This is a genomic window from Flavobacterium gyeonganense (assembly GCF_029625295.1).
GTDB lineage: Bacteria > Bacteroidota > Bacteroidia > Flavobacteriales > Flavobacteriaceae > Flavobacterium > Flavobacterium gyeonganense.
In genome coordinates this window covers 1,629,176-1,649,417 of sequence record NZ_CP121112.1, presented here as the reverse complement: position 1 = coordinate 1,649,417, position 20,242 = coordinate 1,629,176, and the positions used below count along the sequence as shown (strand labels likewise).

At 34.0% G+C, this 20,242-nt stretch carries 18 protein-coding genes and 1 pseudogene; 9 read left to right on the top strand and 10 right to left on the bottom strand.

Annotation, left to right across the window (positions count from 1 at the left end; all coding sequences use genetic code 11):
* The first annotated feature begins 5 nt into the window (after positions 1-5).
* Complete coding sequence (locus P5P89_RS07155; protein ID WP_278011330.1) at positions 6-635, top strand: response regulator transcription factor; 630 nt, start codon at positions 6-8, stop codon at positions 633-635.
* 101 nt (positions 636-736) lie between these two features.
* Complete coding sequence (locus tag P5P89_RS07150; RefSeq protein ID WP_278011329.1) at positions 737-1,423, top strand: zinc metallopeptidase; 687 nt, start codon at positions 737-739, stop codon at positions 1,421-1,423.
* Positions 1,424-1,576: 153 nt separating this feature from the next.
* On the opposite strand, the gene P5P89_RS07145 is transcribed toward P5P89_RS07150, so the two are convergent.
* The 3 genes from P5P89_RS07145 to P5P89_RS07135 all read right to left on the bottom strand — a co-directional run bounded on the left by P5P89_RS07145 (position 1,577) and on the right by P5P89_RS07135 (position 3,700).
* Positions 1,577-2,047: an Lrp/AsnC family transcriptional regulator gene (locus P5P89_RS07145; RefSeq protein ID WP_163395318.1), complete on the bottom strand. Its 471-nt coding sequence runs from the start codon at positions 2,045-2,047 to the stop codon at positions 1,577-1,579.
* 223 nt (positions 2,048-2,270) lie between these two features.
* A complete protein-coding gene (locus P5P89_RS07140; protein WP_278011328.1) occupies positions 2,271-3,020 on the bottom strand; it encodes a uroporphyrinogen-III synthase in 750 nt (249 codons plus the stop codon).
* Positions 3,021-3,031: 11 nt separating this feature from the next.
* Positions 3,032-3,700 carry a DUF4271 domain-containing protein gene (locus P5P89_RS07135; protein ID WP_278011327.1) on the bottom strand — a complete coding sequence of 223 codons (669 nt, stop codon included), beginning with the start codon at positions 3,698-3,700 and terminating at the stop codon, positions 3,032-3,034.
* 106 nt (positions 3,701-3,806) lie between these two features.
* Between P5P89_RS07135 and P5P89_RS07130 the strand changes: the two genes are divergently transcribed.
* From P5P89_RS07130 to P5P89_RS07120, 3 genes are read left to right on the top strand one after another with little or no spacing between them, the layout of a single operon-like run.
* A complete protein-coding gene (locus P5P89_RS07130) occupies positions 3,807-4,532 on the top strand; it encodes a polyprenol monophosphomannose synthase (protein ID WP_278011326.1) in 726 nt (241 codons plus the stop codon).
* A gap of 10 nt (positions 4,533-4,542) precedes the next feature.
* Positions 4,543-5,883, top strand: coding sequence for a dihydroorotase (locus tag P5P89_RS07125; protein WP_278011325.1), 1,341 nt, complete (start codon positions 4,543-4,545; stop codon positions 5,881-5,883).
* 7 nt (positions 5,884-5,890) lie between these two features.
* The gene (locus P5P89_RS07120) at positions 5,891-6,388 is read left to right on the top strand and encodes a DUF4296 domain-containing protein (RefSeq protein ID WP_278011324.1); all 498 of its coding nucleotides are present in this window, start codon (positions 5,891-5,893) and stop codon (positions 6,386-6,388) included.
* Here the strand turns inward: P5P89_RS07120 and P5P89_RS07115 are convergent.
* Positions 6,383-7,384, bottom strand: a complete 1,002-nt coding sequence (locus P5P89_RS07115; protein ID WP_278011323.1) for an NAD-dependent epimerase/dehydratase family protein — start codon at positions 7,382-7,384, stop codon at positions 6,383-6,385. The genes P5P89_RS07120 and P5P89_RS07115 overlap by 6 nt on opposite strands.
* A 280-nt stretch (positions 7,385-7,664) precedes the next feature.
* Here P5P89_RS07115 and tyrS point away from each other — a divergent pair, with 280 nt between their 5' ends.
* Entirely contained in the window at positions 7,665-8,960 is a 1,296-nt protein-coding gene (gene tyrS / locus P5P89_RS07110; RefSeq protein ID WP_278011322.1) for a tyrosine--tRNA ligase, read from the top strand.
* 4 nt (positions 8,961-8,964) lie between these two features.
* Here tyrS and P5P89_RS07105 read toward each other — a convergent pair whose 3' ends face one another.
* From P5P89_RS07105 to P5P89_RS07090, 4 genes and pseudogenes are all read right to left on the bottom strand, one after another.
* On the bottom strand, positions 8,965-9,945 hold the full coding sequence (locus P5P89_RS07105) for a LuxE/PaaK family acyltransferase (protein WP_278011321.1): 981 nt from the start codon (positions 9,943-9,945) through the stop codon (positions 8,965-8,967).
* Positions 9,946-10,035: 90 nt separating this feature from the next.
* Positions 10,036-10,370 (bottom strand): annotated as a pseudogene (locus tag P5P89_RS07100) (T9SS type A sorting domain-containing protein).
* Between the two features lie 106 nt (positions 10,371-10,476).
* Positions 10,477-11,679: a hypothetical protein gene (locus P5P89_RS07095; protein WP_278011320.1), complete on the bottom strand. Its 1,203-nt coding sequence runs from the start codon at positions 11,677-11,679 to the stop codon at positions 10,477-10,479.
* Between the two features lie 207 nt (positions 11,680-11,886).
* Complete coding sequence (locus P5P89_RS07090) at positions 11,887-14,703, bottom strand: TonB-dependent receptor (protein ID WP_278011319.1); 2,817 nt, start codon at positions 14,701-14,703, stop codon at positions 11,887-11,889.
* Between the two features lie 233 nt (positions 14,704-14,936).
* Between P5P89_RS07090 and P5P89_RS07085 the strand changes: the two genes are divergently transcribed.
* The 3 genes from P5P89_RS07085 to P5P89_RS07075 all read left to right on the top strand — a co-directional run bounded on the left by P5P89_RS07085 (position 14,937) and on the right by P5P89_RS07075 (position 18,345).
* Positions 14,937-15,620 carry a response regulator transcription factor gene (locus P5P89_RS07085; RefSeq protein ID WP_278011318.1) on the top strand — a complete coding sequence of 228 codons (684 nt, stop codon included), beginning with the start codon at positions 14,937-14,939 and terminating at the stop codon, positions 15,618-15,620.
* A 179-nt stretch (positions 15,621-15,799) separates the two neighbouring features.
* A complete protein-coding gene (locus P5P89_RS07080) occupies positions 15,800-16,879 on the top strand; it encodes a sensor histidine kinase (RefSeq protein ID WP_278011317.1) in 1,080 nt (359 codons plus the stop codon).
* 167 nt (positions 16,880-17,046) lie between these two features.
* Positions 17,047-18,345, top strand: coding sequence for a porin (locus P5P89_RS07075; RefSeq protein WP_278011316.1), 1,299 nt, complete (start codon positions 17,047-17,049; stop codon positions 18,343-18,345).
* Between the two features lie 2 nt (positions 18,346-18,347).
* On the opposite strand, the gene P5P89_RS07070 is transcribed toward P5P89_RS07075, so the two are convergent.
* Positions 18,348-19,418, bottom strand: coding sequence for a glycosyltransferase (locus tag P5P89_RS07070; protein ID WP_278011315.1), 1,071 nt, complete (start codon positions 19,416-19,418; stop codon positions 18,348-18,350).
* Between the two features lie 267 nt (positions 19,419-19,685).
* Positions 19,686-20,201, bottom strand: coding sequence for a hypothetical protein (locus P5P89_RS07065; RefSeq protein WP_278011314.1), 516 nt, complete (start codon positions 20,199-20,201; stop codon positions 19,686-19,688).
* Positions 20,202-20,242: the final 41 nt, after the last annotated feature.

Sequence of the window (20,242 nt, the reverse complement as noted above, 5' to 3'; positions counted from 1 at the left end):
AAATTATGAGTTACAGAACGGTAATAATAGATGATCATCCAATAGTAATTTCAGGAATTGAAGGTTTATTGTCGGATTTGGAAAATATTGAAATAGTTAAAAAATTTCAATCGGGAACTGAGCTGCTGGACTACATCGAAAACCATAACGTTGATTTAATTTTGATGGATATTTTTTTGCCAATACTAAATGGAGTTGATTTATGTAAAATAATTAAACAGAAATATCCAAAAATTGTAATTATCGGAATGAGCAGTCAGTCTGAAAGAAGCCTGGTGATGCAGTTTATTCAGAATGGAGGAAATGGTTATATTCTGAAAAGTGCTTCGTTTGACGAATTCAAAGACTGTATTTATAAAGCAATCGAAGGAGAAATTGTGTTTAGTGAAGAAGTTAAAACCATAATTAGCCAGCCATTATCTGAAGATTTAGAGCGTATTCCGGCTTTAAGCAGAAGAGAGCGTGATATTGCATTGCTGCTTTCACAGGGAAAATCTACTCAGGAAATAGCGGATGATTTGTTTTTAAGTTTTTTAACCGTTCAGACTCACCGTCGCAATATCCTTCAAAAATACAAAATGAAGAATGTGGCAGAACTAATTGCTTTTCTACTCAAAAACAATATGCTAAACTGAGACATAATGGGTGTAAAAATGCCAAAATGACATTTTGTTAAAATGGTTCATAATTTGCAGATCGTTTTGTAAATTTAGATTCAATCAAATAAAACAAAATCATGGGAAGTGGATATTTAATTATTGCCGGGGCTATTATGTTATTCAGCTGGCTGGTAAGTTCAAGATTAAAAAGTAAATTCGAATTATACTCTAAACTGCAATTGCAGAACGGCATGAGCGGAAGGGAAATTGCCGAAAAGATGCTCGCAGACAATGGTATTTACGATGTTCGTGTGATTTCGACTCCTGGTCAATTGACAGATCATTACAATCCTGCAGATAAAACGGTTAATTTAAGCGAGGCAGTTTACAATCACAGAAATGCGGCAGCCGCAGCAGTTGCGGCTCACGAGTGCGGACATGCGGTGCAGCATGCAATTGGTTATGAGTGGCTCACAATGCGTTCAGCATTAGTACCTATTGTAAGTGTTGCATCCAATTATGTGCAATGGATTTTATTGGCCGGAATCCTGATGATCAGGACTTTTCCGCAATTATTGTTAGTAGGTATCGTGATTTTTGCCGCAACAACATTATTTACAATTATAACTTTACCAGTCGAATATGATGCAAGTAATCGTGCGCTCGCGTGGTTAGAAAATAAACGAATGCTGACACAACAAGAGCAGGCGGGTGCAAAAGATGCATTAAAATGGGCAGCGAGAACGTATGTGGTAGCAGCTATTGGTTCAATTGCAACGTTGTTGTATTATATTTCGATTTATTCAGGAAGCAGGAGGAATTAGTTTTAATGTGGCAATTGAGATAATTAGCCCATTAGATAATTTATTTATAAAACCCGACAGATTTTCAAATCTGTCGGGTTATTATTTATATGTGTTTTGAATATTATCAAATTATCAAATTATCAAATTATCAAATTGACACATTATCTAATTTTACAGCTGAATCTGCCTGTCAATCTGCTGATCAAGAGAAATAAAAGTCTCAGTTCTCGAAACCCCCTCAATTGCCTGGATTTTGGTATTTAAAAGCTGCATTAAATGTTCGTTGTCACGACATATAATTTTAATCAAAACCGACCAGTTTCCGGTAGTGTAGTGGCATTCTAAAACCTCTGGGATTTTTCGCAGCTCTTTTACGGCTTCTGAATTTCCCGAAGCTTTGTCGAGATAAACACCAATAAATGCCATGGTATTGTAGCCTAAAACTTTTGGATTTACAGTGAATTTTGATCCTGAAATTACACCGGATTGTTCCAGTTTCTTCAAACGCTGATGAATCGCAGCTCCTGAAATACCTATTTTATTTGCAATTTGAAGAATAGGTTTGCGGGCATCGTCCATAAGATATCGAAGGATTTCTTTGTCGATACCGTCAATTTCAATTAATAGGGAATTGATTTTCATAACTTAAAATTTGAAACTATTCTTGTAATTTGAGTTTAGAATAGAAATCAAATGTAGTTAAATTGGTCTGAAAAAGGAAATTCCAATATTTTTTTAAATTGCTTCGCCTGTTCGCTATCGCACGAGTCCAAATTCAAATGAGGCTAAGATTCTTATAAAAAAAAATCCAAATTCCATGTGTTAAATTGGAATTTGGATTTTTTAAGATTGTATATTTTAGAATTTATTTCGCTTTGTTTACTTCGGCAATGTATTTTTCAAGAGCCATTGTCATAGAAGGAGTTTCAGGAGTCGGGGCAAGAATGTCAATTCTTAAACCGTGATCTAAAGCTTCTTTTTGAGTTGTGCTTCCAAATACAGCGATTCTGGTATTGTTTTGTTTAAAATCAGGAAAGTTTTTAAACAACGATTTTATTCCGGTTGGGCTGAAAAAAGCCAAAACATCATAATAAACGTCTGCTAAATCTGATAAGTCGCTCATTACGGTTCTGTAGAAAATAGCTTGTGCCCAGTCTACTTTCAAACCGTTTAAAGTTATTGGTGCATCAGCATTTAACTGATCAGAAGCCGGCAATAAGAATTTTTCGTCCTTATATTTTTTGATAAGCGGAGATAAATCTGCAAAATCTTTAGCTCCAACGTAAATTTTACGTTTTCTGTACACTACATATTTTTGCAGGTAAAAAGCAACGGCCTCAGACTGACAAAAATATTTCAATCCTTCAGGAACTTTGTAGCGCATCTCTTCAGCAACTCTGAAAAAATGATCAACAGCATTTCGGCTTGTTAAAATAATTGCAGTGTAATGATTAAGATCGATCTTTTGTAATCGGATTTCTTTTGCACTAACTCCCTCCACATGAATAAAAGGTCTGAAATCAATTTTTATTTTGTGTTTCTGTTGGAGCTCAAAGTAAGGGGAGTTTTCCACTTTAGGTTCAGGCTGTGACACCAAAATTGTTTTCACTTTCATATTATAGACATTTACTGAGCCACCTTAGTAATCCAATAATACAGGAAATAATAAGGGGCTATTTCAAGAGCGCAAAGATACAAAATAAAATAAAACAATTTATTGATTATTGTATTTTGATAAGTTTTAATTGAAATAAAGTATGAAAACATACTGATGCATGCTGAAACACCTATGATTGCTAATGGTATGATTTTAGGAATATCATCATGATAGAACAAAATTGCATTAACGGGAAGTATTAATAAACCAATATAGGTTCTGTAAGTTGCTTTTTGTAAGTTGAAAAGATCGACAAATTCATTAATGTTGAAAGAAGTTCCTACGATTTTTTCAATTAAATACTTTGCTAATATAAAGTAGGTCAAAAAAGTGACAATTTGAGTAAAAAGCATCCAGTCAGTTTTTGCGGCGTAGCCAAATAGATGCATGGTCAGCTGTATGAAAAATGCATACGAAATAATTTGTACAAAAAATAAGGCTACTGTAAAACTGCTTTTCAGATGGGAAACATCACGGTAAATTTTAACGTATTTATCTGAGAAAATAAGCTTTGTAAACTCACTAAATCTGTTTTCGTAAGCTGATTTAGTAATAGCAACAACAGCGAAAGCCAACACAAATAAAAGTGTTGCCCAATCTTTGTTTTCTATAATTCTGGGATGGAACTGTTCAATCATAACAATACAAAATTAGTAATTTTTTGTCTCAATACTTTTATTATAGATTTATTATGAATCAAATGCTATAAAAAGTTTACTTTTGCGGTGAAATTACGCAGAAAAAATGAATGATTGTATTGTCATAATTCCTACTTACAACGAGATCGAAAACATTGAAAGCATAGTACGTGCGGTGCTTTCGCAACATAAATCCTTTCACCTTTTAATTATTGACGATAATTCCCCAGATCATACTGCTGATAAGGTTATTGTGCTTCAGAAAGAGTTTCCTGAAAGATTATTTCTTGAAAAAAGAGCCAAAAAATCCGGTCTTGGAACGGCTTACGTTCATGGTTTTAGATGGGCTTTGGAACGCAAATATGATTTTATTTTTGAAATGGATGCTGATTTCTCACATAACCCGAATGATCTTGAAAAATTATATGATGCCTGTCATTTTGGAGGCGCAGCTTTAGCGGTAGGATCCAGGTATGTTACAGGTGTAAATGTGGTAAACTGGCCTTTAAGTCGTGTATTAATGTCTTATTTCGCTTCGGTTTACGTTAAATTTATTACAGGAATGAAAATTCACGATGCGACAGCAGGCTTTGTTTGTTATAAAAGAGAGGTTTTAGAAAAGATAAATCTTGATAAAATAAAATTTGTTGGATATGCTTTTCAGATCGAAATGAAATATAGAACTTATTGTGCTAAATTTGAAATAACAGAAGTTCCGATTATTTTTACCGATCGTACCAAAGGAGTCTCAAAAATGAGCAATGCCATTATTAAGGAGGCGATACTTGGTGTTATTTCTCTTCGATTAAAAAAATTATTCAATACATTATAAAAGAACGGCGATGAACAGGATTTTAATTAAGAATGCCAAAATTGTAAACGAGGGTACAATTTTTGAAGGTGATGTTTTAATAGAAAACGACTTAATTGTAGAAGTTGCAGACAGTATCAGTCTAAAATCATCCGATTGTAAAGTAATAGATGCCGAAGGAAATTTTCTGATCCCGGGAGCAATTGACGATCAGGTACATTTTAGAGAACCGGGACTTACACATAAAGGGGATATTGAATCTGAATCCAGAGCTGCAGTAGCAGGAGGTATTACTTCTTTCATTGAACAGCCCAATACGGTTCCGAATGCCGTTACACAGGAAATTTTAGAAGATAAATACCAAATAGCTTCCCAAAAATCATTTGCGAATTATTCGTTCATGATGGGGGCAACCAATGATAATCTGGAGGAAGTTTTAAAAACAAATCCAAAAAATGTTGCCGGAATCAAAATTTTCCTGGGTTCTTCAACCGGAAATATGCTGGTAGATAATGAAGCGACTTTAGAAAGAATATTTTCAAGTACGCCAATGTTAATCGCAGTTCATTGTGAAGATGAAACTACGATTCAGAATAATTTAGCTGAATTCAAAGAAAAATATGGAGATGATATTCCGGTTACGGCACATAACCTAATCCGTAGTGCTGAGGCTTGTTATATTTCTTCTTCAAAAGCAGTGGCTTTGGCAAGGAAAACTGGTGCAAGGCTTCATATTTTCCATCTTTCCACTGCGAAGGAAATGGAATTGTTCACCAATAAAATTCCGTTAGAAGAGAAAAAAATCACGGCTGAGGTTTGTGTACATCACCTTTGGTTTACCGATGAAGATTACAAAACAAAAGGTAATTTTATCAAATGGAATCCGGCAGTAAAAACAGCTGATGACAGAAAAGAACTTTGGAAAGCCCTGAATGATGGTCGTATTGATGTTATTGCAACCGATCATGCGCCACATACAAAAGAAGAAAAATTACAGTCTTATTTAAAAGCGCCTTCAGGTGGACCTTTAGTACAGCATGCCGTTGTTGCGATGTTTGAAGCATACCATCAGGGGAAAATCACGGTGGAGAAAATCGTAGAAAAAATGTGTCATAATCCTGCGAAGATTTTTAAAATCGAAAAAAGAGGGTTTATTAAAGCAGGTTATTATGCAGATTTGGTTATTGTAAATCCAGGTTTGCCATGGAGTGTAAAGCCTGAGAATATATTGTATAAATGTGGTTGGTCTCCGTTTGAAAATTTTACTTTTAAATCGAGAATTACACATACTTTTGTAAACGGAGAAATGGTTTACAACAACTTTAAAGTAAAAGACATCCGTGCCGGAAAACGATTATTATTTAACAGATAAACTGCAAATGAAGAATTTCGTATTTATAATATTGGTTTTGATTCTTTCTGTAAGTTGTAAAAAAGACCTGGTCAAGGAACCTGCGAAACTTATAGAGAAAGAAAAGATGATCGATATAATATATGATTTATCTCTTTTGGAAGCCATAAAATACCAGCAGCCTTTGTCGCTGGATTCAGTTGCATCAAACCCAACAAAGTTTATTTTTAAAAAATACAAGGTTGACAGTTTACAATTTGCACAAAGTAACATTTATTACGCTGCCGATTATGATAGTTACAAAGAAATGTTCGATGAAATAAATGCGAGGCTGGATAAAGAAAAAAAGAGTACCGAAAAAAAGCTGAAAGCTGAAGAAAAAGTAGCTAAAGCAAAAAAAGCAGCTGAAGCTAAAAAGAAAAAATTAAAAGAAACTCCTAAAGATTCTGTCAAAAAGAAACTAATTAAAAAAGTCAATATCGATTCTATAAAAAGAATGAGAAGATTACAGCATAAAGGATTATAATTTCGATGCTTCTTTTATGTATTGATGCACATCTAGAAAAACCGTTCCCAGAGCGGTTTTTGTTTTTTCATTAGAATACAGATTTCCAGAATACGAAGCTTTTGCTGTTGCTTTCGTGAGGCTTCTTTTTTGAAAAAATAATGTTGAAAATATGCCATCAGCAATCCATAGAATATTCATGAGTAATGGCGTGGCGTGAATTGTTGGCTTTTTTACTTTTAAAACTTCAGCAATCGTATTGAGAACATCCCTGAACACAATATTGTCAGCAATTAGAGTAAAACGTTCATTTTTTATATTGCTTTTCATTAGCTCAAAAGCAACTCTTACAACATCATTTATAGTGATAAATCCACTTTTTCCAAGGGTGTAGAATGAAAGTCCTTTACTTACTTTTATATACAGTTCGTTGCTTCCGTGTTCAAAAATTGACTTTGTTGCAACGGGAGCTAAAATAACGCCGGGATTTATAATGATTACATCTAAACCTTCCTGAACACCTCTCCAGACTTCCATTTCGGAACCGTATTTTGAGATAGCATAGTCGCTGTGTGGTTTTTCCGGATTCCAGTCGGTTTCTTCGGTAATATAAGTCTCGTGTGGTTGCAAATCTCCCAAAGCAGCAATCGAACTTACGAAACAAAATTTCTTTATTTCTTTGGCTATGGAAAAATTAATCATATTGGCTGTTCCTTCAATGTTGGTTTTGCGAAGGGTATCTTCGTCTTTTGGATCGAATGAAATTAAAGCAGCACAATGATAAACATATTCTATCCCGATAAAAGCAGTCTCAAGGGAAGGAATGTCTAATATATCGGCTTCAAGCCAATTGATTTTTTCAAATAAATCGCCTTTTTTATATAGTTCAAAAACCGACTTTGTTTTTTGGATATTTTTTAGATTTCGGTAAATCGCCTTTACATTTTCTCCATTTTCAATTAAATGAATCAATAAATGTGCGCCAACTAAACCGGTTCCTCCTGTTACTAATACCATTTTGTAAAGATACTGTTTTGAGGCAAAGTTACAAAGTTACAAAGGCTCAAAGTTTTTTTACCACAAATTACACGAATTTCCCTGTTGATGTAGTTCTAATCAGTGTAATTCCTGACGGTGTTATTTTTACAAAACAGAAACCAAATGTAAACAGCCCTTGAAAAAATTGGAATTTGGAATTTTTTAAAGTTTGGAATTTAAATTTATTGATTTTTGACATTGCCATTGTTTTTTGCCATTGAAATTGATATTGATTACATTTGCGCAAAAATATTTTAAAATGAAGAATCTAGTTGAAGAATTAAAGTGGCGCGGTTTGTACCATGATAGCATGCCAGGAACGGAAGAACAATTGCTAAAAGAGGTAACATCGGCTTATATTGGTTTTGATCCAACGGCAGATTCGCTGCATATTGGCAGTATGGTTCAGATTATTTTGCTGGTTCATTTAAAGAATTTTGGCCATCAGCCCGTTGCTTTAGTGGGTGGTGCAACCGGAATGATTGGTGATCCATCCGGAAAATCTGATGAAAGAAATTTGCTGAATGAAGAAACTTTAGCTAAAAATGTTGCGGGAATCAAAAGTGTATTGTCACGTTTTTTAGATTTTAATTCAAATGAACCAAACGGACCAATCATGGTGAATAACTATGACTGGATGAAAGAATTCTCGTTTATTGATTTTGCCCGTGAAGTTGGAAAACGTATTACGGTAAATTACATGATGGCGAAGGATTCTGTTAAAAAAAGAATCAACGGAGAAGGCGAAGGAATGTCTTTCACAGAATTCACATACCAATTAATTCAGGGATACGATTTTTACCATTTATATAAAAACAATAACTGTCTTTTGCAAATGGGAGGTTCTGACCAATGGGGAAATATTACCACGGGTACGGAATTAGTACGTAGAATGGGCGGTGAAAATGCGAAAGCTTTTGCGTTAACAACTCCTTTAATTACAAAAGCAGACGGTTCTAAATTCGGAAAGTCTGAAGGAGGAAACGTTTGGTTAGATGCTGATAAAACTTCGGTTTACAAATTCTACCAGTTTTGGGTTAACGCTACAGATGCTGATGCTGAAAAGTACATTAAAATATTTACTTTTTTAGATAAAGAAACAATTGAAGGCTTAATTGCACAACATCATGAAGCACCGCATTTAAGAGTTTTGCAAAAGAAATTAGCTGAAGAAATCACGATTTTTGTTCACAGTAAAGAAGAATTAGAAAAAGCGATTCAGGCTTCGAATATTTTGTTTGGAAATTCAACTGCGGAGGATTTAAAGAAACTGGATGAAAAAACGTTTTTAGAAGTTTTTGACGGAGTTCCTCAGGCAGAAATTACAAAAGCAGATCTGGAAAACGGTTTGGAGATCATTACCGTTTTAAATGAAAAAACAGGTTTCTTTAAATCAAATGGAGAAGCCAGACGTGCTTTAACTGCAAATTCTATTTCAGTAAACAGAGAAAAAATTAACGAAGATTTTGTATTGACTGCAAATGATTTAATTAACAATCAGTTTGTGTTGTTACAAAGTGGAAAGAAAAATTATTTTGTGATTCGAGCGGTTTAATATTCTATAAAACCATCAAATTACAACCACGAATATCAGAATTATCAAAACGTCCCAATACCTCGAAAGAGTTGTTGGGATATTTTTTGCCTAAATCCTGTGTTGCGATAAAAGAACAGGAGTTAATATTGGCTAAATCAATAACATTGATGCCGCCGGTTTTTCCATCTTTTACGTAAGTGAGTGCGTCTTCCGGATCACGCATCAAAACATGCATCCACGACGGGCATTCGAAAATACCTTCGCCTAACGAATAAGCCTGTGCCAAAAGTTCTGTCATGCCGTATTCTGAATGAATTGAAGAAACGCCAAAACCTTTACAAAGCTGCTCGTGCAATTCTTCGCGGATCATTTCTTTGCGTTTGCCTTTCATTCCGCCAGTTTCCATGATAATGGTGTTTTGAAGGTTGAACTGATGTTTTTCGATCAAATCCAATAAAGCATATGTAACGCCAATCAAAATTACATTTTGACCTGATTCGTCAAGCGTAGTTAGCTTTTTAATCAGGTCGTCGTGGTTGTGCAAATAAAACCCACTTTCATGCTGATTGGATAGTTTTATTAAATCTTCGACCATGTAAATTAGTGAAGATCCGTCGCGTTCTAAATAAGACGGCAGGAGGGCTAAAACAACGTAATCTTCTATATTGCCGTAAAACTGTGCAAATCCTTTTTGATAACTTTCTTCGTAAAGCGAAACATCTGTAACCAAATGTCTGCTGGTCACCACTCCGGTAGTGCCGCTGCTGGTAAAAATAACCTGAGGGAAATCGGAATTAGAAACTACTTCATGGCTTTTAAAAAACTGAATGGGTAAAAAAGGGATCTGTTTCAGAGATTTTACCTGTTGCGGATTTACATTTAAAAAATCACAGAAATTACGATATACCTTGTTGTTTTCATGTTGAAAACGGAACACCTTAAGTGCTGTTTTTTCAAATTGTTTCTGACTTGAAATAGTAAATATATCGTTGGCTGTAATCAAAACTTTTTTTTACAAAGGTATAAATTATTGTAGGTGTAAGGGCAATAAAAAAGCTCCAAATTATGGAGCTTAAAAGTGTGTTTTCTATGGTTATCGAACAATTAATTTTCGTGTTGCCGAATTGCCTTGTTCACTTATTTTTATGATGTAAACTCCTGGTGTGAGATCAGGAATGCTAAGTTCTTTTGAGGTCAAATGTATCTGAAGTACTTTTTTTCCTAAAACATCAAAAATGATAATTTCTTTTTCAAGATCGTTTTTTGAAGTAATATATACTTTTCCATTTAATACAGGGTTAGGATACAAGCTTAACCCCTCTATAGGAGTTCCCTGGGTTTTAGGCGTTGATTTATTATCCTGAGCTGAGATGCTTACAGTAAAGAAAAAGCCAGTAAGAAAGTAATATAAAAGTAATTTTTTGCCATCGCGTGATTTTAGATAAGTAAATATACAAAAAAAGTTTTCAAAAACTACACCAAAAAAACATCCTAAATATTTAGGATGTTTTTAACAATTATATTTTGAAGTAAACTATTTGATCAAGCTAACACCGTCAACTGTAGCCCAAGCTCCAGGAGTTAATGAAGCTCCAGTTGCAGTAGTGCTAGTTGTCCAGTTTGTTAAAGGAAGAAAACTTGCTGCAGATAATGTAAAAGTAGCTTGTCCTGAAATGAATGTAATAGGAGAGTTGGTGATTTTTACGTCTTTTAATTTAATTTTACCACCAGCAACTTGATGATCATAAGTAACTTTATCCAGTATTTGTAGTACACCACCATTAAATGCAGTAGGAGTAGTTTGACTAACATAACCATCAATTACGATGTTGCTGAAATCTCCATTTCCTTCTTTTTTAAATTGAAAAGCGTCCAATTGAATTTCTTTTTGTTCTTCAGTAACCGTACCTGCAGCTCTTTTTAGAGTGATGTTAGTTACTTTTGGAAAATAAGCATTATCATTTGAAGACGCTTCAATTTCCATACCATAGTTTCCTTTGTCAATTTGGTAAGCATACCAGTTGCTATTTGCCTGACCTTGCCATCCATCTTGCCAGTCAAATGAATCATCATAGTTACCGTAAGAGATAGCATTTGTCATACTTACAGTTCCTCCAAAGAATTCGAATCCGTCATCAGCTCCTTTATAAGATACTAAGTGATCTAAAGTTGTTCCTGAACCTACTGAGTAAAAAGTAAAACCATTGTTTTCTTTTGCTCCGTCAGCTAATTTTGAACCAGCGTATTCAACTCTTGTGTAAACTAATGAACCACCATTATGAGCTGGATTTGGATTTGCTGATCCATAAGAAATGTTGTTTCCGTCTTCTGAAGTAGAAGTTGCTTTACCACCAGCTACATTTGCAGGAGCGTCACCATACATAATGATTCCTCCCCAAGATCCTGGAACCTTAGATTTTTCTGTAAATACTACTGGTTTGTCAGCAGTTCCTTTTGTGATTAATTTTCCGCCAAGTAAAACAACTAATGCATTGTCTCCTGTTGCTTTGTCGATTGTAACTGTAGATCCAGCCTCAAATGTTACTGTAACACCAGAGTTGATTTTTACAATTCCTTTCAAAGTGTAGTTCCCATAAGCATAAGTAACGTCCTTAGTTATTGGTCCCGTAATTTCACCAGTAGCAGGAGGAGTAACTGGAGTTGAATCGTCGCTGCTTGAGCATGAATTTAAGAATAACCCTGTTACAAGTGCTAAAGCTAAAAATTTTGTTTTCATAAGTGTGTTGTTATATTTTATTTTGACAAATGTATAGGCTAAATTCAAGTTATGGGTTATCTCAATATTACTTTACAGTTATCAAAACAAAAGTTTAATGTGAAGAGAATGTTATGTGTTTTTTGTTGTGTTAATTTTAAATTCAATTTGATTGTGTATAAAAAAAGCTCCAAAAATGGAGCTTTTAATAATTGTTTTTTTTGCATTCTAGAAAGTATATCCAAGTTTTAATGAAAACCCGATTCCCTTTTTATAACTATTAGCCAATAATGATTCTTCGTCTACTTTTAAGGTCCCATTGTTCCCAAATTCACGTTTTCTCCATGAATTTAAAATGTTATCGGCAGTGAATTTTACATCGAAGTGCTCAGAAACTTTGCTTCCCCATACAAAATCCAATTGCTGTACAGGTAATTCATAGACATGGTCCTGTCCATTGGTTCCTACAGCATATATTCTTTTTCCAAAAACACCATAAACTAATGAAACAGTGTTCGACCACTCATTGCTGAAATTAAATTCATATTTTAAATCTGAATTTACTAACCAGTTTGATGCTCCCTGCAATGATCTTGATTGATGCGTTTCAATAGAAGGTTTTACGGTGATAATTCCATCCTCGTCTATAGATTCAAAATTAGGGCTTACAGTAACTTTAGATGACATCAAAGTAGCATTTAATCCCCATGAAAAACTACCTAAGCTTTCGCTGACTCTTTCTAGTCCAACAAGAAGTTCAGCTTCTATTCCATATAAGTTGGCACTCTCAGAATTTAGAAAAGTGGTAACCGTTCCTGTGGTTGCGTTTGAGATGAAAGTTTTTTCAATTGGATTGATAATATGTTTTCCAAATAATCCAACAGCAATCATTTCTTTGGCAGTTGGGAATAATTCATATTTTAAATCAAAATTGTAATTATCGCTATTTTTCAAAATTGGATTCCCTTGAGTTGAAGTTCCGTCAGCATTGATGAAAGATATCGGGAAAGCCTCCATGATAACTGGTTTAGTGTACGTTTTACTTGCTGCAAAACGAATGTTAGCTGTGTCACTCAACAAATACTTCAAATTTAATGAAGGTAAGAAATAGGCATTATCATATTTTAATATTTTGAAAGGGGCATCAAATGTACCTAATCCTCTGTAATGAGTTTCTTTAAGAGCACTTTCAAATCGAATCCCTGCGTTTACTTCAACTTTCTCTCCAAATTTTAAAAACAAATTAGCATAACCTGCATTAGCCATTTCATCAAGTTTAACTTTGTAAGTAGCATTAGAGTTTTCGCTAAAAGACATGTTATTAGCTGAAATGTCACTTGTTATTTGAGTATCTATATTGTTTATGCTTGAAGAAAAACCATTATTACCAGTACTTGCAATAAAGCGGTATGAAGATTCCATCTTAGATCCGCTGCCATTGTATCCAACAGTTAATTTGTTTTGTTTGTCATTTTTTCCGAATTTCAAATTATATTCTACTAATGCTGAATAAAATGAATTACCATCGACAGTTAAATATTGACGCAGGAAATTATTTCCTCCATAAGAAGTACTTATCAAATCATCACCAGTTTTAAGACCTGTGAAAAACTTTCTATCTGGCTGTTCAAATTTTGTGATTGCATATGAAGCTCCGGCTTTGATAGTTTGATTTTTGTCTTTGGTTAATGCATATTCACCTAATAATTGGCCATTTAAATAATCACTTTTGTCTAATTGATTCGTGCGTATAAATCCATTTTCAGCAGCTGTTCCTGATGAAGGTCCTTGCTGGTCTTTTATAGAGTTTAAGTTAGTTCTGATGTATAATGTGTTGAACGATAGTTTAAGTCTGTCAGCGTTATAGTTTAAGCCAACTAATGCTGAATTCGTGGTTTTGAAACGATATTCAGTGGTGATAAAGTTGTTTATATACTTAGATCCGGAAGACTGTAAATCGATAGTTCTGTCAACCCCTTCTCTTATCGCAAAATTATTATCGTAATTAATAGACAATAAGTAAGATAAAGTACGATCGTTGCTTAAATTAAATTTTTCAGCATGTAATAAGTTTAAACTTGAATTTAAAGGTGATTTTGTTTGACTTACATTAAAACCTTTATTGCCACTTACTGAATTTAATGCCTGATCTGTTGTAAAAGTTTGTCTCGTTGCCTGATTTCCAAGAAAACCTGGTAACTCTCTGTCTTTACCATTAAATCCTAAAAATCCTGTTGATGTATCTGCGTCAGATGATAATAGGAAATCTTTAAGACTGTTTCCTGTTGTATAACCTGCTCCAATATTTATTTTCGTAATACTTTTTGTTGCCTTTGAAGTTTGAATATTAAAAGTACCTCCAGCAAAATCACCATATATATTTGGATTAAATGTTTTGTAGACATCAATTACTCCAACAACATTCGTTGGAAACAAATCCAAAGCAATAATTTTAGTGAATGGGCTGTTTGATGGTGCAGCCAAATCATTAATCAATAAATTATTATAACGGTCTTCCAGTCCACGTACAAATATTCCACGGGAATCTACTTTAGTGATTCCGGTAATTTTTGTCAAACCTTCCTCAACATCATTAACGCCTTTTCTGGACATTTCCTGTGCTCCGATACTTTGTTTAATAACGACAGCATTTTTTTGTTCTAAAAGTAAAGCTGTTTCTTTTTCTCTGTTTCCTCCTGCTGATTTCACAACAACATCCTTTAGTGTGTAACCTCCGGCAGATAATACCTGGTTAACAGTAATTGTTTCGTTTGCTTTAACAGTAATAGCTTTTTCTACAGATTCATATCCAACGAAACTAAAAATAAGAGTATAATTTCCCGGATTTACGGATAAGGAATATTTTCCGTCAATGTCAGTGTTGGCACTAATGTTGGTTCCTTTAATTAAAATATTTGCAAAAGGAAGTACTTCATTATTAGTTTCTTTGTCTGTTAATACACCAGAAATCGTACCTTTGTTTTGTGCGATCGAAATCGTACAGATAAATAATGTAATAAATAGAAATTTTAAATTGAATTTCATTTCAGTGTTGTGTTTAATTTATTTTGGTGCAAAGAAATACACACACTGTAAAGTTCATGTTAGGCACTTGTTATGTTTTTGTGTCTTGTAGATTATCAAATTGTTACCAGATTAAATTACCGTTAACACGACTTTTTAACCGTTGTTTTTATATTATATTTACCATCGCAATTCAAAAACATCAAATATATAACACATAAAATTTGATGTAAAAATTTCAATTTTTGCTATTTATGAAAAAAACACAAACCAAGATTTTGTTAGTTGATGATGAGCCGGATATTCTTGAAATTGTAGGGTACAACCTGGCTCAGGAAGGCTATCAGATTGTTACTGCTTCAAATGGAAAAGAGGCAATCGCAAAAGCTCAGAAAGAATTACCGGAACTTATTATTATGGATGTAATGATGGCCGAAATGGACGGGATGGAAGCTTGTGAACACATTAGAAAAATTCCGGAACTAAATAACGTTATCATAACATTTTTAACCGCAAGAAGCGAAGACTATTCTCAAGTAGCTGGTTTTGATGCTGGTGCTGATGATTACATTACAAAGCCAATAAAACCGAAAGTATTGGTAAGCAAAGTAAAGGCTTTGTTAAGAAGGTTAAAAGAACAGGTAATAATTACAGATACTTTAAACGTAGGTGGAATAGAAATCAATCGTGAAGAATACAAAATCATTAAAGACAATGTTGAAATTTCCCTTCCGAGAAAAGAATTCGAATTATTCTATTTACTAGCTTCAAAACCAGGGAAAGTTTTTAAAAGAGATGAAATATTAGATAAAGTTTGGGGAAATGAAGTAGTAGTAGGCGGAAGAACTATTGATGTACACATCCGAAAATTACGCGAAAAAATTGGCGAAGACCTTTTTAAAACCATAAAAGGAGTTGGCTATAAATTTGAAGCTTAAAAATTCAATATAAATTTGAACCCTATAAGTAATATAAGTTTATTAAATTTATAGTGCTCATAACTTAACTAAAGTCAATCTTTGTCAAAGTTTATTTGTCAAAGATTGACTTTTTTAAATGAACTTACATGGCTTATGGTGAAAAAAATATTCCCTTAATTGTTTATTTTAAAATTTAAATGAAAATCAATTTCAAAAAAACTTATAGATTCGCTATCAAGTCGGCACTATATATAAGCTTGTTTACAACAGGATTTGTATTGTTGCTGATGAATATGTTCTATAAAAATCAATTAAAGTATCAGGCAGGATTTGGGATAATCTTTTTGATTTCAGTCTACATCTTTTCATTTCTTGTACTTCAGTATCGTGTAGAACGCTTTATATACAGAAGGGTAAAAAAAATCTATGATGAGGTTTCTTTACTTGAATCAACACCTCTTATCAACCAGCCGATTACAACGGATATGGAAACGCTTTCCCGCGAGGTGAAAAAATTCGCTACCGATAAAAAACTCGAAATTGAGATGCTTGAAATCAGGGAACAATATCGACGAGAATTTCTGGGAAACGTTTCGCACGAACTTAAAACCCCGTTATTTACAGTTCAGGGATATGTTTCAACTTTGCTGGATGGCGCAATGGATGATAAAACTATTCGGAAAAAATACTTAAAACGTGCAGAAAAAGGTGTAGAGCGCCTGATCTATATTGTTGAAGATCTTGATATGATCACCAAATTAGAATCGGGAGATTTAGATTTGAATTTTACGGAATTTAATATAGTTGAACTGATTCAGAATGTTTTCGATTTATTGGAAATGAAAGCCGATAAAAAGAAAATAAAATTAGCATTCGAAAGCAAGAATGTACAGTCCTTAATAGTGAAAGGGGATAAAGACAGAATTCAGCAGGTTTTGGAAAATCTGATTGTGAACTCTATTAAATACGGAAAAGAAGGAGGTTTAACTGAGGTTGGTGTTGTGAATCTCACCAAGAAAAAAGTCTTGATTCGTATTAGTGATAATGGGGAAGGGGTTGAAAAACAAAACATTTCACGTTTATTTGAACGTTTTTACAGAGTTGACAAAAGCGGAACCCGTTCAGAAGGAGGTTCCGGTTTAGGACTGGCAATTGTAAAGCATATTATCGAAGCTCACAAAGAGAAAGTATATGTAGAAAGTGAATTTGGAATTGGTTCTGAATTTTCTTTTACGCTCGAAAAAGCGAATAAAGCGACAAAAGCTGAGGTTAAATAATTGTAAGTACTGTTTTTTTAAAAGTCGTAAAACAAGGGTTTTAACAATAAATCAACACACGGATTTAGTCCATAACATTAAATTTTTATTATAATAACATCTGGTTAATGATTTCTTAACATAGGTGGTTACATCTTTGCATCCTGAAATTAAGGGCAATAGAAAAAATGATAAAAAAAATAATAGTGGCAGTTTTAATGCTGCTTACCTGCGGAGTACATGCACAGGAATTGAATAAACAGGATGTAAAAAACGAAGTAATGCGTATTTTAGATTCAATCAATAAAGCAAAACTACCTGATACCAAATCCGGAGGAGGTGTCGAAGAGCACTGGTATGACAAAATCTCTTTAAGAGGTTATGCGCAAATCAGATACAATGGTTTGTTTTCTACAAATGATAAAGTTTCCTGCGACCAGTGTGATAAATCATGGGGAACAACTTCTACAGATCCGGATGCAAAAGCAAACAACGGGCTTTTTGTCCGTCGTGCACGTTTAGTGTTTTCAGGACAGGTTCATCCAAATGTTTTCTTCTATTTTCAGCCGGATTTTGCGAGTTCACCAGGCACTGGGCTTAATAACTTCGTACAGATTCGTGATCTTTATTTTGATCTTTCTTTTGATAAGAAAAGGGAATATCGGGTACGTATTGGCCAGAGTAAAATTCCGTATGGGTTCGAAAATATGCAATCCAGCTCGCAGCGTCTGACTTTAGACCGTGCAGATGGTATAAACAGTGCAATAGCAAATGAACGAGATTTAGGAATGTTTTTTTATTGGGCACCAGCCGAAATCAGGGAACGTTTTGCGATGCTTGTAAAAGATGGTTACAAAGGTTCAGGTGATTTTGGGGTGTTGGCTTTGGGAGCTTACAATGGGCAAATAGCCAATAAAATAGACGGAAACAGAGATTTAAATGTAGTAGCAAGAGCTACTTATCCTTTTGTTATTGGAAACCAGATTATAGAACCTGGAATTCAGGCCTACACTGGAAAATGGGCTTTTACCGGGGAAATTTCATCAGGAGTTGTAGTAAATGGAGATCCAAAATATATAAAAGACGAGAGAATCGGGGCTACTTTTGTTTTGTATCCAAAGCCTTTTGGAATCCAGACTGAGTATAATATTGGGAAAGGACCGCGTTATAACCCAACAACCAACTCGGTTGATGTTACAGATTTAAATGGTGGGTACGTTTTACTGAATTATAAATGGGACATTAAAAAACAGCATATTTATCCTTTTGCCAAATTTCAGTATTATGACGGAGGTAAAAAATATGAAAAAGATGCCAGAAGTTATGTAGTAAGAGATTACCAAATTGGCGTAGAATGGCAGCCAATTAAAGCATTTGAATTGGTAGCAGAATATGTTATTGCTGACAGAACATTTGAAGATAGTGCCATTCCGGTTAACAGACAACAGGGAAATTTATTACGATTACAGGCGCAGTTTAATTTCTAAATCTACTTCTCAAAAACAGTAAATAACAAATCCCAGTCGATTTTATTTTCAAATTCGGATAAACCTTTAAACGATTTTACTTTTGAAAGATCTTCAATAGTAAAGTCGTTTTGCGTTGCGTAAGGTACCAATTGTTCTTCCTGAAGTTTTATGGCCAGATATTCCTGCTCATATTGACCAGGCGTAGGGATAAAAAAGGCTTTTTTACCCAGTTTTGCTAAATCCATAACGGTAGTATAACCTGAGCGGCATAAAACCAAATCACTTTCATTAAATGTCTGTTCCAGCTGTTTGGTATTCATAAAATTGTAATAGGTCACATTTTTGATCTGCTGTTTGGTTTGTGTTTTTTCGACAATGCCTTTTACAAAAACAATTTCACCTTTGTATTGTGCAATTTCTTCCTGCAGTTTTTCTTCCAGTAACGTACGCTGAGGTTCCGGACCTGACAAAATAATCATTAGGTCATATTGTTTTGGAGTGTCTTTTTTACGCATTCTGCTCAAAGGTCCAATATATTTCAGGTTTAGTTTACTTTCTTTAAGATGTCCAAGGTTGCCTGTTAAATTTGGATCTCCATCTGTATCAGGGATCCAGCATTCATTATATTTTTTTATAAAATACTGATGGCATTTACTGGTAAACTTTGTCGTATTTCCTGTCATCACATTAAGCTGATGTGTAATAAATACCGAAGGCACTTTTTTACTGAAAACCCCTAGCCTGTTATCTGAAATGATACCGTCTATATCATATTTTTTGATCCATGAATTCACTATTTTCTTTTCGTCCACAATAGCGGTGATCATTTTAGGTAAACTTTTAATCAGCTTCCATTTAAAGTTTTTGCCATTTTTAGCGTATTCAATATGATAAGAAGGTAGTTCTAAAGTCTGAATATATGGAAATTCTTTTTGCAATAATGCCAAAGCAATGCCATCTGAAGCAATTATGGGAATATAATTATTTTCCTGTAATGCTTTAATTATAGGAATGCATCGGGTTGCATGACCCAATCCCCAGTTTAAAGGAGTAATTAAAATAGTTTTATTGGCAGTATATTCGATGCTCATGTGTAGCGATTTTTGAAACGAAGATAAAAAAATCCTCTTTTTTTGTTATTTCGGATACATTACTAAATTATTAACTCTGGAATTCAGGTTCAAAAATCAATTTCAATATCAATGTCAAATCCATAACTCAATGAAAAATTAATTCAATCCAATGGTTCAAATAAAGAGGGTCAGAATGAGCGGAGTTGTAGCCTTCAGCTTTAAATAAATAAAAAAGCCCGGACTTCTCGATGGAAATCCGGACTTATTTGGTCAGACAGAAAGTTTTTAATCCTGAATGTACGTTTTGTTTCCGTTTTTGTTGATGTAATATTTTCCTCCTTTCGGGCCGGTATAGACTTTTTTACCATTGTATTCACCAGTAACTTTATCGGCTACTTTTGGTGCCTTTTCGTTGGTTTCTTTTAAAGTTTTACTTTTTGCAGCAGATTTTTTAGCCTTGTCAGCCGCGGTTTTAGCTTTTGCAACTTCTTTGCTTGCTGTGCTTTTTGCATTTGTGGCTTCCTTAGCAGCATTTTTTGAACTCGCAGCTTCTTTTTTAGCTTTTACAGCTTCTTTATCTGTAGTGTTTTTTACATTTGCAGCTTCCTTTTTTGCTTTGTCTGCTGCTTTTTTAGATTTTTCAGCTTCAGCTTTGGCATCTGCCTTAGCTTTATCAGCGTCTGATTTGGCTTTTTTTGCAGAAGCCTCAGTTTTGCTCTTAGTTGTTTTTACAGCTGTTTCCTGAGCATAAAAATGAGATGAGAATACAACTATAAAACAAAGTAATACTAATTTTTTCATAAGATTAGGAGTTTAAAGTTGAATTAAAATTAATCAATTTT

What these genes read in the sequence shown, in the direction of transcription:
- P5P89_RS07085 (WP_278011318.1), top strand. Translation starts at nt 14,937, where the DNA reads ATGAAAAAAACACAAACCAAGATTTTGTTAGTTGATGATGAGCCGGAT.
- P5P89_RS07140 (WP_278011328.1), bottom strand. Translation starts at nt 3,020, where the DNA reads ATGAAAGTGAAAACAATTTTGGTGTCACAGCCTGAACCTAAAGTGGAA.
- P5P89_RS07155 (WP_278011330.1), top strand. Translation starts at nt 6, where the DNA reads ATGAGTTACAGAACGGTAATAATAGATGATCATCCAATAGTAATTTCA.
- P5P89_RS07150 (WP_278011329.1), top strand. Translation starts at nt 737, where the DNA reads ATGGGAAGTGGATATTTAATTATTGCCGGGGCTATTATGTTATTCAGC.
- P5P89_RS07080 (WP_278011317.1), top strand. Translation starts at nt 15,800, where the DNA reads ATGAAAATCAATTTCAAAAAAACTTATAGATTCGCTATCAAGTCGGCA.
- P5P89_RS07095 (WP_278011320.1), bottom strand. Translation starts at nt 11,679, where the DNA reads ATGAAAACAAAATTTTTAGCTTTAGCACTTGTAACAGGGTTATTCTTA.
- P5P89_RS07145 (WP_163395318.1), bottom strand. Translation starts at nt 2,047, where the DNA reads ATGAAAATCAATTCCCTATTAATTGAAATTGACGGTATCGACAAAGAA.
- P5P89_RS07065 (WP_278011314.1), bottom strand. Translation starts at nt 20,201, where the DNA reads ATGAAAAAATTAGTATTACTTTGTTTTATAGTTGTATTCTCATCTCAT.
- P5P89_RS07135 (WP_278011327.1), bottom strand. Translation starts at nt 3,700, where the DNA reads ATGATTGAACAGTTCCATCCCAGAATTATAGAAAACAAAGATTGGGCA.
- P5P89_RS07120 (WP_278011324.1), top strand. Translation starts at nt 5,891, where the DNA reads ATGAAGAATTTCGTATTTATAATATTGGTTTTGATTCTTTCTGTAAGT.
- P5P89_RS07090 (WP_278011319.1), bottom strand. Translation starts at nt 14,703, where the DNA reads ATGAAATTCAATTTAAAATTTCTATTTATTACATTATTTATCTGTACG.
- tyrS (WP_278011322.1), top strand. Translation starts at nt 7,665, where the DNA reads ATGAAGAATCTAGTTGAAGAATTAAAGTGGCGCGGTTTGTACCATGAT.
- P5P89_RS07115 (WP_278011323.1), bottom strand. Translation starts at nt 7,384, where the DNA reads ATGGTATTAGTAACAGGAGGAACCGGTTTAGTTGGCGCACATTTATTG.
- P5P89_RS07075 (WP_278011316.1), top strand. Translation starts at nt 17,047, where the DNA reads ATGATAAAAAAAATAATAGTGGCAGTTTTAATGCTGCTTACCTGCGGA.
- P5P89_RS07070 (WP_278011315.1), bottom strand. Translation starts at nt 19,418, where the DNA reads ATGAGCATCGAATATACTGCCAATAAAACTATTTTAATTACTCCTTTA.
- P5P89_RS07130 (WP_278011326.1), top strand. Translation starts at nt 3,807, where the DNA reads ATGAATGATTGTATTGTCATAATTCCTACTTACAACGAGATCGAAAAC.
- P5P89_RS07125 (WP_278011325.1), top strand. Translation starts at nt 4,543, where the DNA reads ATGAACAGGATTTTAATTAAGAATGCCAAAATTGTAAACGAGGGTACA.